We start from the raw sequence: 15,984 nt of genomic DNA, 5'->3' as shown, positions 1-15,984 counted from the left end.
TTAACTAACCCAAAATTATGAAAACTTATTCATTGAAAAAAGGGTTGGCAACGCTTTGGTATCCGTTTATTTTCGGATTCTATCTCTTTTGCACGCCAGCCTTAGCAAGGAATATCTTGCACTCTCCCCTTACACAACAACAAAAGCAGATCTCTGGTATTGTTACCGATGGTACTCTTCCTCTTTCAGGAGTCAGTATCTCGGTGAAAAACCAGAAAAATACTGTAATAACAGACTTTGACGGCAAATTTGTAATAACAGTGTCCACAAATGACATTCTTATTTTTACATATATCGGCTATAAAACAGTCGAAATCCCTGTAGCTAAGCACTCAGAGCTAAATGTGCAGATGCAAGAAAATACAACAGCTCTTCAGGAAATAAAAATTAATGCTGGCTATTATTCTGTGAGAGAAAGCGAACGTACTGGCAGTATAGCAAAAATCACCGCAAAGGACATCGATAAACAGCCGGTTACCAACATACTTTCTGCAATGCAAGGCCGCATGGCAGGAGTTACAATTACCCAAACCACAGGAACACCGGGAGGTGGATTTGATGTGCAGATAAGGGGAACTAGTAGTTTACGTGCTGATGGAAATCAGCCTCTTTACATAATCGACGGAGTTCCTTATGCGTCAAATTATATATCAAATAATAATATCTCGTCGATTATTATTCCAAGTTCTAATGTGAGTCCCCTAAGTTCAATTAATCCTTCAGACATAGAAAGCATTGAAGTTCTAAAAGATGCAGATGCCACTGCAATTTACGGATCCCGTGGTGCTAATGGAGTTATATTAATAAATACAAAAAAGGGCAAGGAAGGAAAAACCAGATTCACAATCAATACAAACACAGCCGTAGGAAATGTGACTCGCTACATGAATTTAATGCATACGGATCAATACTTGGAAATGCGAAAAGAAGCATTTGCAAATGATGGAATTGTAAAATATCCAGCAGCTGCCTATGATGTAAACGGCACTTGGGATCAAAGTCGCTATACTGACTGGCAGAAAGAACTTATTGGAGGCACGGCTCAAATAAATGATGGCCAGATATCAATAAATAGCGGATCTGCTCAGACGCAATTTCTTCTAAGTGGTAATTACCATAATGAAACTACCGTTTTTCCTGGTGATTATAAGTATAAAAGAGGCGGAGCGAACTTTAATCTAAATCATCAATCAGCAGATAATAAGTTTAAGATAAATTTGTCTTCCTCATATTCTTCACAAAATAACAATTTACCTGCGACTGATTTTACAAGAGAGGCAAGATCGCTGTCTCCAAATTCTCCCGCTCTATATGATGCTTTTGGAAATCTAAACTGGGAGAACGGAACGTTTAATAATCCCTTACGTAATCTCGAAGCGGTATACAAAGCCAATACAGCTAATCTTATTGCAAATGCAATTTTATCATACCAGATAATCCCAGAGCTGGAAATTAAAACAAGCGTAGGATTTAGTGATCTCCGTTATGATGAAACCAGAACTTCACCATCAACGATATACAATCCCTCACTTGGCCTGGGAAGCGAATCTTCATCATTATTTGTCAATAACAGCACTAGAGAATCGTGGATTATTGAACCTCAATTGAATTGGAATAAAAAAATTGGGCATGGTAAAATAGAACTTTTGGCTGGTGCTACTTTTCAACAGCAAAAAACCGCACAGCTTGTACAAGAAGCAGACGGATTTGCAAGCAACAGCTTAATTTATGACTTAGCGTCAGCCACATATCTCTATGTATTTACAAATCAGCAGACACAATATAAATATCAAGCATTCTTTGGTAGGGCAAATTTTAATTGGAAAGATCGTTATATTGTTAATCTTACAGGAAGAAGAGATGGTTCAAGCCGCTTTGGTCCGGGCAATCAATTTGCCAATTTTGGCGCGATTGGAGCAGCTTGGTTATTTTCAAAAGAACCATTGCTAGAAAATAAAATCTTAAGCTTTGGAAAATTGAGAGCCAGTTACGGAACTACTGGCAATGACCAAATCGGAGATTATAACTTCTTAGACACCTATAGTTCTGCAGGCAATAATTATCAAGGAACAGTCGGCCTGCAGCCCAATCGTTTATATAATCCAAATTTTGGATGGGAAACCAACAAAAAAATGGAAATAGCCTTAGATCTAGGTTTTATTCAAGATCGCATTTTTTTAACGACTGCCTATTACCGCAATCGCTCATCAAATCAATTAGTTGGAATTCCACTTCCCGGAACTACAGGATTCAATTCAATATTAGCAAACCTAAATGCGACGGTTGAAAATACAGGACTAGAACAGAGTATTCGAACAGTTAATATTGAGAAGCAAAATTTCAAATGGATAACAAATCTGAATTTGACTGTTCCAAAAAATAATTTAATAGCCTTCCCTCAATTGGAAAACTCTACCTATGCTAACCAGTATGTAATTGGAAAATCCATCAACATTCAAAAGGTTTACAATTACATAGGCCTGAATACCCAAACGGGAATTTATCAATTTGAAGATGTCAATAAGGACGGAAAAATTTCATCCCCAGATGATAGACAAACGGTTAAAGATTTCAGTCCAAAGTTTTATGGCGGTCTGCAAAATCAGTTCAACTTAAAAAGATGGCAGCTTGATTTTCTGTTTCAATACGTTAAACAAGAAAACTGGAATTCAATAAGCATGTTAGGCCTGCCTGGGGGTATGTCTAATAAAACTACAGAAGTATTAAACCGCTGGCAGAATCCTGGAGATACTGGTCCCTACCAGATGTACAGTTCAGGAACAAATTCACTGGCAACAGCTGCAAACAACCTGTACGCCAACAGTAATGCAGCTATAACCGATGCGTCATATTTAAGGCTTAAAAACATTTCAATATCCTATAATCTACCTGAAAACAGCCTGAAAAATTTAAAATGCCGTATTTCTCTTCAAGGCCAGAATATACTAACCTTCACCTCATATAAAGGAGCCGATCCTGAGTTTATAGTATCTGGATTTTTACCTCCTCTTAAAATATATGCATTGGGATTACAGCTTATTTTCTAACACGAACGACTATGAAAAATTATATACAACAGAAACAGCTAATTTTCTTTACTGGTAATAAAATAAAATTATCATTTTATTTCGCCTGGATACCGATACTTTGCTCTTTACTTTATTCCTGTGACAGTTTTGTAGATGTGGATCTTCCGACTTCTCAATTAACAGGAAATACAGTATTTGAAAATAAAAATACTGCCAATGCTGCTTTGGTAAATGTTTACGCTCAGATAAGAGACAACGGATTAATTACGGGAAAACCGACAGGAATTTCTAATCTTTTAGGAAACTACTCGGATGAATTAACGTTTTATGGAACAGACAGCAATGCTGCTAAAGATTTCTATAATAATACTATCATAGCATCAAATACTACTGTCGCAGGATGGTGGAATAATACATACAAACAAATATATGCTGCAAATGCTGTAATTGAAGGAGTATCTAATAATATAAAACTTGCAGAATCCGACAAAAATCAATTATTAGGCGAGGCTCTTTTTATCAGAGCACTGCTTCATTTTTATCTGACTAATATTTATGGCAGCATACCATACATTACAACCACTTCTTACCAAACAAATGCTGTCGTTTCTAAGAAACCTGTCTCTGAGATATATCCTGAGGTTATAAATGATTTACAAAAAGCAATTTTGTTATTACCCTCTAATTATATTTCTTCAGGTCGTGTTCGTCCAAATAAATCAGCAGCACAAGCTTTAATAGCAAGAGTTTATTTGTACGATAGCAAATGGAAATTGGCTGAACAAACCGCTTCTCTGCTAATTAATAACACAAATCTGTACCCATGGGAAAGCAATATTGATAAAGTATTTTTAAAAGAAAGCACTTCAACTATTTGGCAGCTGATGCCCTCAACAGCTGGCAAAAATACAGATGAAGGAAATCTTTTTGTATTTACCAGTGGACCGCCGACACTTGTTGCCTTAAATAATGAACTATTTACAGCCTTTAGTTCTGATGATTTAAGAAAAACCCATTGGATAAAAGCAGTCACAAACGGAACATCAACCTGGTACCACTCTAATAAATACAAACAAAAAAGTCCAACTGGAACCTCCGTTGAATATTCAATTGTAATGCGTTTAGAAGAACAATACTTTATTCGTGCGGAAGCAAGAGTACATCTCAATGAATTGGAAGAAGCAAAAGGAGATTTAAATAAGATTAGAAATCGCGCAGGTCTTCAAAATACAACTGCAGCGACAACTGAAAATCTTCTGCAGGCTATTCTCAACGAAAGAAAGCTTGAGTTATTTACTGAGCTCGGACATCGATTTTTCGATCTTAAAAGAACAGCAAATCTGGATAATTTTCTCTCTGGAACAAAACCTGGATGGAATACTACTGACAGACTCTTTCCAATCCCTGACTCTGAGTTGAGGGTAAATCCAAATCTGCTTCCTCAAAATGACGGATATTAAAAACATTCCAATGAAAATCAATAACAAAAGACTAGTACAGGTTGAGTCATTTTTATCCCGTATTACATTTTTATTTTTTGTTTTAGTAGCCTGCCCTTTATCGGGGCAGGTAAAACAAAAAAAGATGCTTCAGGAATCCGACTATCATCTGTGGAACACACTGCAATCTGAAAATATTTCTGAAAATGGAAACTGGATAAGCTACAGACTTGTTTATCCAAATGGCAAAGACACTCTTTTTGTTAGGAATACAAAACTCAACATACAGTATATTTTTCCAAATGCATTTAATGGAAGTTTCAATATGGAAGAAAGCTTCGCTTGCATTACTCCAATAGCAGGACTGCAAATACTTAATTTAAAAACCGGCAAATCGCATACTTATGCCGGAATAACCCAATACAAATACACAAAAAATAAAAAATACATTATTGCATACAGCAAAACAGGAAATAATTCTCTGGAAATAAAAAAATCCTCCGGATTAACGATAATGAAAATTGATAATGTTCGCGAATATAAAATCGCTCCACAAGAAAATGCTGTTATATTTTCTGATGGCCATCGCATCGGATTTATAGCTTTAACTGACAAAGTGCAAAAGACTACAATTATTGAAAAATCCGAAAATCCATTTTTTAATTTAACGTGGCAAAACAACGGAAATGCTGTTGCCTTTTTACAAAAAAAAGATGATCTCAGTGAAAACAACTTATTTTTCTTTAACCTTAAAAACAATAAGCTTTTTGAATTCGATTCCGAAAAGCTTTTAAACTTTAAAGATGATTTCATAATTAGTCCTACAGTGACGACTAAATTGACAATATCTAATGATGGACAGCGTGTTTTCTTTGGAATAAAAAAACGGGAATATAATTATTCCGCAATTGATTCAACACAAGTACAAATATGGAATGCCTCCGATAAGTTATTGTATTCGCAGCGAGAAGAAATTGGACAATGGAATAAAGTAGCCAAGCTAAGCGTTTGGTTTCCTTATGAAAATAAATTTAAACAAATAACGAGCAATCAACTTCCTAAAGTAATCCTGGCTGGAAACCAAAAGTTTGCCATCACATTTAATCCGTGGCAGTATGAACCGCAATACAAACAGCAGGGAGATATCGACCTCAGCTTAATAAATCTAATATCAGGGGATTCAAGCAGAATATTAACCAAACACTCTGGAAATAAAAATCACACCATTATATCTCCAACAGGTAATTTCATAACATATTTTAAAGATCAGAAGTGGTGGGTATATGATATATTGAAAAAGATTCACCGCAACTGCTCAGGCAATATCAGCCCGCCTCTCTTTGATCAGAATTATAATTCAGCAGGTGAAGTTCCTGCATACGGGATTTTAGGCTGGACAAAAAATGACTCTTCACTATTGCTGCATGATCAATTTGACATCTGGGAAGTTACTCCTGATGGCACAACAGCTAAAAGATTAACACACGGCAGAGAAAAAAACATACAATTCAGGATAGCAAAACAGCAGTATGAAAACTTTAAAACGGAAAACTACAATGGTTTCTATGCTTTAGAAATTGATCTAGACCATGAATTAATTCTTCTGGCAAAAAACAATGAAAAAAGCGGTTACTTTATTTGGAATAAAATTGATGCAGAAAAGCCTCTGGTTTTTAATGAAATGAAAAATAGCTATCTGATGAAATCTTCAAAAGGAGAAAGATATATTTTTCAGCAGCAGAACTATGAAAATGCTCCATCAATCTGGTTTAAAAAAAATAAAAAAAGCAAAGCCGAGCTAATTGTTCAAAGCAACAGACAGCAGAAAGATTTTTATTGGGGTAAGGCTGAAAAAATTCATTATTCTAACAAAAATGGAACATCTTTAACAGGCGCACTTTTTTATCCTGCTAATTATAATCCCTCTAAGAAATATCCCTTAATAGTCAGCATCTATGAATTAAAATCTCATGAATTGTATCAATATGTTAATCCCACTGTGTATTCTGATACGGGATTTAATGTAACGAATTATACCGCTCAAGGCTATTTCGTTTTATATCCTGATATTAAATATGAAATCGGGAATCCCGGCATTTCTGCCGTAGATTGTGTTCTTTCAGCAACTCAGTGTGTAATCGACAAAGGTATTATCCAAAAAGATAAGATAGGTTTGATAGGCCACTCTTTTGGAGGTTATGAAACCAATTTTATAATAACTCAAACCAATTTATTTGCAGCTGCTGTATCTGGAGCCGGTGTAGCAGATTTAACAAGCTGGTATTTAACAATGGGATGGAATACCGGTACACCAGAGATATGGCGTTTTGAAAATCAGCAATGGCGTATGGGAAAATCACTTTTTGAAGATAAGCAGGCATACAGCCGTAACTCTCCATTGGAGTTTGTACAAAACATTCAAACTCCACTACTCTCTTGGACTGGTAAGCAGGATCGGCAAGTGCATTGGTATCAAAGCATAGAATTTTACTTAGCATTGCGAAGGCTGCAAAAAGAGCATATTTTATTAGTATATCCTCAGGAAAAGCATGTTATAATGAATCCAAAGGATCAGGAAGATCTCAGCAGTCATATTAAACAGTGGTTTGATTATTATCTGCAGAATAAAAGCCTTCCCTCTTGGGTTAGCTATAAATAAAAACAATGCAGTTCTTTATAAAAATAGAACTGCATTGTAAATGAACCTAACATTCTAGTCAAGCCCTTTAAAGATTAGTTTAATTTGTATAAGACTTTGTTACAAGTAGTACCACTGGCATTTAAACCAAAAACTTGTTGATTTGTGTCCTCAATAGTACAGATTTCACTCCCTTGATTGTTACAATCAATTGATTCAGAACAAGGATTCGGATTATTGATATATCCTTGTTCAGGCGCACTTACATTAGCTGCTTTGCCATTTGGATTTGAGGCAAAAGCACCTGCAATTGCAAGAGCAAAGGCTGCCACAGGCAAAAGCTTTTTAACATTTAATGTTTCCATGATAATAAAAATTAAATTAAAAAAATATCTACTTTTTTTACAGGTGTTCGATTACATTCCTGATACTGAGCGCTAAGTATATGATAATCATAATTCACTTTTGTAATACTGTAAAAGTGAATTACTAAGTTGATAACAAACTATGTAATTGCCAATAAGGGCATAGAGGTAATTCTCATGAACAATGATATTTCTTATTTTTTCGTTCCCAATATTGTAAACATAAAAGCTCGAAACATAAGAAGCATCATTCAAATCATAAACATCAACAGTACTTGCCTGGCTCCATAAATCTTTCGACTCATATAATCCATGAACTGGCGAGTAAATAAAAAGAAGGTTTTTATAGACTGCACTGGCTTTGTTGACGATAATCGGCGGCGCCGACATTTTCTTTTGATTCCTACTTGAGATATTGGAAATTTTAATTTTTGCCTGGCTTGTAGTATCTATAGTTTTTCCTATATATTTTAAGTCAAGAGAATCATTAGCTACTACAAATTCATTCCTATATAAATAAACATAAACGATACGTTTTATCTTTGGACTGTAATGCAGCATGCCGTCTGTATCAAAAATTCCATCGATTTGTTTTTGCAGCAGTTTTGGATTTAATTTTACTTTTTGATTCTTTCCCAGAAAAATGGATCCAATTATATTTTCATTATTCTTTACCGCCTGCCCTCGAAAGGCAACATTCAGAGAATCGATTGGTGTAATTAAAGAAAAAAATGCTTTTTGCTTCATAAATAATGACGCTTTCCAATCTGATATTTTTCCTCTAAACAGACAAGGGACATTTCCATCCGTGACAAAAAAGTAAGGTGCTGAAATATTAATTTTGACAGCTTTAAATTTAAAATCACTCTTGTCCATCTCTATTTTTAATGATGTTTTTTTTTGCAAAATACTATCGAACGACACGAGATGTAACGGCGCAGTATTATTTCCTAAATATAAATTTCCATTTGCTGCTCCGGCAAAATAATAGGAATTATAAAGCAGATCAGCTTCACTCCTTTTTACGGCCTGATGATGGGGAAAACGGCGTATAAAATTATTCCGATGATGTATTATATTTTCAGATGAAATAAATAAAACAGTCACCAGGCCAACACTAAAAAAAATTGAAAATGCGAAAGAACTGGCAAGAACAGCGGGTTTTGAAATAAAAGATGCCTTAGACATCCTACCGGCCGATATCAGGATACCCGCTGCCGCCAGCATTATGAAAACCAAATTAAAAAAGAAATGTTCCTTCCATCCCATTTTTTCTAAGATACCTCCACAAGAACAAGGAATAAAAGAGCTGTAATTTAATATAATATAGATGTACGATGTAAACATGACCATCAAGCTAAAAGATGCAAAAAGACTGATTAATCTCCATCTTTTTAAGACAATAAATAATGCTATTAGTAATTCAATCATCGGTACCATCCAAACAATTGATCCAGCAAAAGCACTTAATAAAGGGGATTGCCCCAATTGCACGCGAAAATTCTCAAAATCCAATAATTTGCTTACTGCAGCATATGTAAATAGAACTGCATATGATAAACAAATCATGTCAAGAATGATGCTTTTTATTGCTGCACTAAATTTCATGATTTCTCATTTTTAGTTAATGATTTAATAATTTTCTGTTTATCTGGATTTTCGAAATATTTATAATTTCCCCGCTTGGAGCACAAATTGGAATCGTTTATCAAAAATTTGATTATTTTTTTAACTGCATTGATTTCCAGATTAAAAGCATAGGCCAAAATTACAATAGCCTAATTAGGAAAGAAATATCAAAAACAAACCAAAAAACATCAAAAACATACCAATTTCATTTTAAACATTATTATATTATATTAAATGCTATAGACTATTAAAAAAGTGATCCAAATTTGGTAAGATTATGTATCTAAGATTTCTGTTGATACAAATTTACCGCTGTTGATTTGAACGCTTGTTATGAAAATCAAGCCAAAATCTTTGAAAAACAGGCTTTTTTCATAGATAAAGAAATATTTTTCTTATTAATTATTTATTTCGCGTAAAACACTGATATTGAACGCCTAATTTTTAATTTTTTAAAGTTGTTTATTTTAATAAGCAAAATTACACTACCCTTTTGACCTGCTTGTTATCCAAAACAGGCCAAAATTTTTCCAAAACAGGCTTTTTGAGTTAAAGTTTTGAAATGATAACCAATCATTTAATAAAATGAATCTCTAATCATTTTTTAACCAATAAAATCTAAATCAGAAAAAAATCAAAGCAAAATATTGGACACAGTCAGAGAAGTGCGCATAATGCCTTTTTCTCGTTCCTCCAAAAAGCCACCCTTCGGGACTTATAGCACTTAAACTGTCTGATTGTCCAATTACAGACTGCTTTCTTTTTTTCCTTTTTCTTTTTTAAGTATTTATTCATTCTAACTGCCTAAAGTCATCATAGGTAAATTTTACTTATCATGATTTCGAAGATTCTCATTAAATTAGTTCCTGGCTTTTAAAAAATCTCCAAAGATGTCCACGTTCCTGACATCAGCAAGATGAACGGTTGTTTAACAACCGCCTATCTTGCCACCCATTGCCTCGGAACTCGGCGGTGGAGAAACTTAAAAGATAAGAGTTTGATAATAATGAAAATGAAAGATGATGAAAAGAGAAAATTCAAACAGAACACGAATCGTGGGACTGCGATTCACTCCTTTGGAGTATGCCGAACTGGAAAAAAGATTCAGAGCAAGCACCTGCCGAAAATTAAGCGACCACATCAGAAGCCACTTATTCAACAAACCTATTGTAGCTACTTACAGAAACCAGTCTTTAGACGAATTAATGGAAGAGACTGTTGTATTGTCTTCTGAGCTTAGAGTAATCGGGAATAATATAAATCAGATTGCCAGAAAGATAAATACGCTCAAAACGGTTCCCGATTTCAAAGGGCATCTTTATTTGTTCGAAATCCAGAGAAAAAGACTTTTTGATAAAATGGAAGAGGTCTCAGGCCACACCCAGAAAATAGCAGAAAAATGGTTGCAGTGATAAAAACCAGTCGTTCAATAAACAGCATTCTAAACTATAACGAAAATAAAGTTAAGGAAGGAGTGGCTGAATGCATCAGTGCTGTAAATTATCCGCTGGAACTGGAAAAACTGAGTTTCACTTCAAAATTAAACCGCTTTCTAAAACTGGCAGAGCTCAATACCAATACGAAGCGAAATGCGGTGCATATCTCTCTCAACTTTGATCCTTCGGAGAATCATTCGAAAGAAAAACTGGCAGAAATTGCAGACACTTATATGGAAAAACTGGGATTCGGCAGACAGCCTTATCTGGTATATCAGCATTATGATGCGGGGCATCCACACTGCCATATAGTGACAAACAACATTCAGAGAGACGGTAAAAGAATCGATCTGCACTTATTAGGGATCAGAAAATCAGAACCTGCCCGAAGAGAAATCGAAGAAATGTTCGGACTTGTCAAAGCCGAAGGAAGAAAACAGAAAGAACAATTCTCGTTAAATCCGATAGATGTCGGCAGAGTCCAATACGGAAAAGCAGAGTCCAGAAAGTCGATCAATTCAGTTTTAAACAAGGTTTTATTTGATTACAAATATTCAAGTCTGCCTGAACTAAACGCAGTTTTAAACCTCTATAATGTTCATGCTGACAGAGGAAGCGAGGAATCGAGAGTTTTTAAAAACAACGGACTGCTTTATAAAATACTTGATAAAGATTTAAAACCAGTCGGAGTGCCAATAAAAGCGAGCGAATTCTACAGCAGACCTACCTTAAAATTTCTGGAGGAAAAATTCAGGGTAAATGAAGCAAAGAAGCATTACTGTAAAAGCCACGTTAGAAATGCTTTGAGACAGGCTTTTTTTGATGAAAGAATGACTTCTATCGAGAGATTATCCCAAAGGCTCAAAGATGATGCCATTCATACTATTTTAAGAAAAAGCAGTGAGGGAAAACTTTATGGAATTACTTTTATCGACTTTAAAACACAGTCGGTTATCAATGGAAGCAGTCTGGGAAAAGAATTCAGTGCAAAAGGAATTCAAGAAAGCTGCGCCATGAACATTCTTGCACTTGAAAGAAAGCATCAAAACTCAATTTCAACAAATTCAGAGAACGTGAAAGATCTTGAATTAAAAGAGTATGTGAAAGAAAATCTGGCAGATATTTTACTTCGTGGTGAAAAAGTAAATGAATATGTTTCAAAACAATTTAAACAGAAGAAGAAAAAAAGGCTTTACAAAGGAATTTAAAACTATGTTTCCAATTTTGGTAAACACATCCAGTCCAATCGAATTTATGTTTTTTATTGTTGTTCTACATTCCGTGACATGTGTTTTAAAATATCCTCTAAGGTTTTGCCGTTTGGCTAAGTGGAGGTTTTTAAGGAACTAACTTTTGGTTTAGCACTGAAGTTTATTTGAAAAACTGACGTTAGTTTTCACACTTAAACCACAACTTTCTCAAACTGCTTTTGGGCGATTATTATTTTACTTATTTATTATTTTTCGATGTTCGGCCTTTAATATGTTTGGTTTTTGCACAAATACTTTGTCAAATAGAATTAGTTTTTCCTGAAATTTCATCGTTACTTGATCTTTGTTGTCGCACCACCATTTATAAAACTCCACAGGATTGTCTGTATAAGGAACACGTGCTTTTACTGGTCTGTCATAACCTTTAAAATCAATTTTCATATTTAGTTCAAGACTATCTCGAAAATGTTCAAAATGGTTTGCTTTCAATTTCGAAACCAATATTTCAAATATTTTTCTGTCGATTTTCAATTTGTGCTTGTGAAAGATTGTATGAAAGGAAACAGGATCTTCAATTAACCATTCGGAAATTTTCATTGTTTTTATGCCTTTCTCATTTTCGATCGTCAATAAAGTTGTACTACCATAAAACAATTCTGAATTTGGATGAAAAATATGAATGTTGCTCTTTGCATCTAATTCTGTTGCATCCGCTTTAATTGGCGTAAAATTACTGTTTAAAAATTCAATGATATTTAAATTATTTGCTTCACCGCCTTTATGTTTGTCCAATAAAATATCAACATCCGATCCAAGAAAAAAATCTTCTATAAAATCCCAACGTTCATCGTTAGAAAAACTTCGTAAAAAGAAATGATCAAAAATCTGATTGCTCAAATGATGTTTTTCTAAAGTTTTTGACAATAGAGTATTATTGTAACTATTGTTGTTTGAATCTCTTTCAATTCTCAATGGATCATTTAAACGTATGAAAACCATTGGGTTTTCTCCACCTTTAATTTCAAAAGTTCCAAGTTCAAGCATTTCTAAAAAGTATCCAAGTCTTATATAGTTTACTGAATTGGATTCTTTATTTGTTACATATCTATTTATTATATACTCGTCTGTATTTCCAAACAAATTGCTTAATCTATTTGTAAGTGAAGTAAAACTTGCTAAATATTGATTATTGAATATTCTGTATTTGTAACCATCAATTTCTTTACGTTGTTGTAAAAAAGCATTTGCTTCTATTACACCTGGTTGAATTAATCTACCTGAATATGAAGAAAGAATGAATTTGCTGATTTTTTCTGCTTTTACTTCGTCATTTAAAAATTTATTCAATTCAATTTCTAAGTCTTTTTGATTGAAAAAAGAGCCTCCAAAATTTGAAAAAACTGTTTGAATATTTACAAATAAGGACTGTAGATTTTGATACAAATTATTGAATGTGTCAATCCTTTCCAAAGATATTTTTAGTTGTGGAATTACTTCAATCCCATCATTTCGGAATAAATAACCTGTGTAGAAATCACGTTTTACTATTGGAAAACTTTTATCGTTAAAATTCTTATACCACAATTTATCTAAATCAATTTCTATAATATTGTTTCCATTATCCAATGAGCTGATATGTGTAAATGTATCGAAGTACTTTGTTTTATATATGGACAAATGTTGGTCGGAAATCCTTGCAAAGACACGAACAAATAATTTTTTTGGTCTTGCAATAATTACGTTAAAGCGAGTTTTTGCCAAATAATCTTTTTCGATCATCATTAAAGCTGTTAAGACTTTTTGGTCAAGATCAATTGCGTTTTCAAAGATGTGTCCAAAGTCATCTACTGATAAAAGTAGATTTCTACTTTTATTGTTTTTAATGTAGGATTTGTATATTTTTTTGAGAACTTCTTTTATTTGGTACTGCCTCAAAGCAGACATTCCGTGGAGTGCTTTTGTAAATCTTTGATCCTGTGAAGAATAATTCAAAGTTGCAAAACCTTTTATTTCAGGCTTTCGTGCAACTCTACCAATTTCTTGGACATAATCAGGTAATAATCCCGAAGGTGCATGATGATAAACTAATTCAATATCAGAAATATCAACACCCATGCCGAATGCTTTGGTAGAAATCATTATTTTTTTCTGACTACTTTTAAATTGTCTAAATGAAAATTCCTTTTGTTCAGCTTGCATTCCTCCATAATATCCTGTAGCAATTTCAAGGTTGTCATTATTTAACTTGTCAATTATTTGACGGATATGTTTTGTGTAAGGTGTATAAACTAAAGTTTTTAAACCAATTTCATTTATTTGCTTTATAAATTCAACCGTTTGAGCAAGTTTGTTACTTTCGTAATTTGCTGAAAAACGATCGTGGTTATTTACCGCAAATGTAATGTCGTTTCTTTTTACTTCTCCAATAAAAACATGTGGATTGTGCATTACTAAACTATCAATACTATCAAATACCATATCGTTTGCACCTCCATAAATTGCAGTTGCAGTTACAGCAACCATTGGAAAACTCAAATTATGAAATTTCCTTACTTTTCTAACGTGATTACCTAAAAACCAATAATCAACACGAAAATCTCTTCCCCAAGTTGTAATTAAGTGAGCTTCGTCAATTACGAGCAAACCAAGTTTTCTTTCTCCAATAAAATGTTTAATGTCATAAGACATAAAAAGTTCAGGCGACATATATAAAATGTCAATTTCTCCACTTTGGCAATGTTCTGTAACTCTTTCACGATCAATTAAACTTAATTCACTATTCAAATAAGCAACTTTATCAAAATTACGATCTGTAATAATTGCATTAACCTGATCTTTCATTAAAGCAATTAATGGAGATATGACAATTGTAATGTCGCCACTTTGTGAAACGTAAAATGCAGGCAATTGAAAAAGGAGAGATTTTCCTGCACCAGTAGGTGCGGTTAAAAACAAATCTCTAGTTTTTTCATTTCTTTTTGAATTTTCGTATTCTTTAATTATTGTTTCAACAATTAAGCCCTGTGAAATTTCAGATACTTGATTACCTATATCGGGATTTCGATAAACTTTTAAACCTCTGAATTCTGCTTTTTCTCCCCAATATTTTAAAAGTAAATCAGTTGTAGATTGATTTACTTGATAGTCTTCTTTTATTATTTCTTCTTTTAAAAGAAATAGCGAACCTCCAAAAAGATTTAAAAGATAATTTACCTTTTCAACATTTTTGATTATTGAACTATTAATAGGCTGTTTAGGATAAATTTTTACAATTGCATTTTTTTCAAGATTGTCTTCTAAGATACAAGAGTTTAAAAAGAAATCTAAAGCAGTTTGATCCGAACTAATATCAATATTTTCAAAATCGGAATTGTCGGATTCAATGAGTTCTGTTTTTTCACCAAAAAGATCAATTGAAGAAAAATCATCATTCAGTGTCTTTACAGAATAAAAATAGTAATCGCTTATTTGTAATTGTTCTGCTTGATAAATAGGGATCTTTTCAGGTCTTGTTTCTATATTTTCATCACTACTTTCTTCCAAATACTCATTTTTATTTATTGGAAATAGCTGCCTTAAATTATCTCGAATTATTGTTATTCTGTCTTTAAAGAATAAACTATCAATATAGTTTATTAAATAACTAAATTGAGCATAAGAAAGTAAATGAATTTGTTTTTCAGAATTGAGTTTTGTAAAAACACTTGTAAACCAATTTTTGTCAAAAAGTTCCTCATTACCATTCAAATGAAAAGTCTCAATGTCTGTTATTTGATCTATAAGTTTAGATTTGTCAATTAGCTCTGTTTGTCCAAGAAGTACAAATATTTGGTTTGCCTTTCCTTTACATTGATTATTTAATATTTCAATTGTTTTGTTAGAGTAAAATTCTGAAAATTTCATATTGTGTGTTTATTTATGGTCTATTTAGTATAATGCCACCCAACGTTAGTCTATGAGAAAAGCCCATTTTATGCATTTCAAATATAGCAAAACAATTATACAAAAGGCAGAAAAGTTTTACTTAATGATACTGCATATCACAGAGATTCCTGCCATCAAACGTGTTTTTTCGTCTCTGTAAGAAACCATTTAACTGGATAATCAGCTTCATTTTATCGATACTGTTGTAGAGACATTGACTGTAGATAAAAAGGATGAAATAACAAGGAACAATTCCTTTTATTATGTGCTTTTACTTTCTTTAAAATCCTATAAACTTTACTTACTTTTTCTG

The 15,984-nt window shown here is 33.3% G+C and carries 8 protein-coding genes; 5 read left to right on the top strand and 3 right to left on the bottom strand.

Annotation, left to right across the window (positions count from 1 at the left end):
• Window positions 1–17: 17 nt before the first annotated feature.
• From ABTV69_RS10620 to ABTV69_RS10610, 3 genes are read left to right on the top strand one after another with little or no spacing between them, the layout of a single operon-like run.
• Complete coding sequence (locus tag ABTV69_RS10620; protein WP_433836158.1) at window positions 18–3,047, top strand: SusC/RagA family TonB-linked outer membrane protein; 3,030 nt, start codon at window positions 18–20, stop codon at window positions 3,045–3,047.
• An 11-nt stretch (window positions 3,048–3,058) separates the two neighbouring features.
• A complete protein-coding gene (locus ABTV69_RS10615) occupies window positions 3,059–4,489 on the top strand; it encodes a RagB/SusD family nutrient uptake outer membrane protein (protein WP_433836156.1) in 1,431 nt (476 codons plus the stop codon).
• 10 nt (window positions 4,490–4,499) lie between these two features.
• Complete coding sequence (locus ABTV69_RS10610) at window positions 4,500–7,127, top strand: prolyl oligopeptidase family serine peptidase (RefSeq protein ID WP_433836154.1); 2,628 nt, start codon at window positions 4,500–4,502, stop codon at window positions 7,125–7,127.
• A 74-nt stretch (window positions 7,128–7,201) separates the two neighbouring features.
• Here ABTV69_RS10610 and ABTV69_RS10605 read toward each other — a convergent pair whose 3' ends face one another.
• Window positions 7,202–7,471 (bottom strand): DUF6520 family protein, encoded by a 270-nt coding sequence (locus tag ABTV69_RS10605; protein WP_129053975.1) that lies wholly within the window; start codon window positions 7,469–7,471, stop codon window positions 7,202–7,204.
• Between the two features lie 87 nt (window positions 7,472–7,558).
• Window positions 7,559–9,079 (bottom strand): MauE/DoxX family redox-associated membrane protein, encoded by a 1,521-nt coding sequence (locus tag ABTV69_RS10600; RefSeq protein ID WP_433836151.1) that lies wholly within the window; start codon window positions 9,077–9,079, stop codon window positions 7,559–7,561.
• 1,040 nt (window positions 9,080–10,119) lie between these two features.
• Between ABTV69_RS10600 and ABTV69_RS10595 the strand changes: the two genes are divergently transcribed.
• Complete coding sequence (locus ABTV69_RS10595; protein WP_433836149.1) at window positions 10,120–10,512, top strand: plasmid mobilization protein; 393 nt, start codon at window positions 10,120–10,122, stop codon at window positions 10,510–10,512.
• Window positions 10,500–11,744: a relaxase/mobilization nuclease domain-containing protein gene (locus ABTV69_RS10590; protein WP_433836147.1), complete on the top strand. Its 1,245-nt coding sequence runs from the start codon at window positions 10,500–10,502 to the stop codon at window positions 11,742–11,744. The genes ABTV69_RS10595 and ABTV69_RS10590 overlap by 13 nt, the downstream gene beginning before the upstream one ends.
• 237 nt (window positions 11,745–11,981) lie before the next feature.
• On the opposite strand, the gene ABTV69_RS10585 is transcribed toward ABTV69_RS10590, so the two are convergent.
• Entirely contained in the window at window positions 11,982–15,650 is a 3,669-nt protein-coding gene (locus tag ABTV69_RS10585; protein ID WP_433836145.1) for a DEAD/DEAH box helicase, read from the bottom strand.
• Window positions 15,651–15,984: the final 334 nt, after the last annotated feature.

The organism is Flavobacterium anhuiense (genome assembly GCF_050990855.1).
Taxonomy (GTDB): domain Bacteria; phylum Bacteroidota; class Bacteroidia; order Flavobacteriales; family Flavobacteriaceae; genus Flavobacterium; species Flavobacterium anhuiense_C.
The sequence above is the reverse complement of the archived record's forward strand: the minus strand, read 5'-3'. Positions and strand labels throughout refer to the sequence as shown.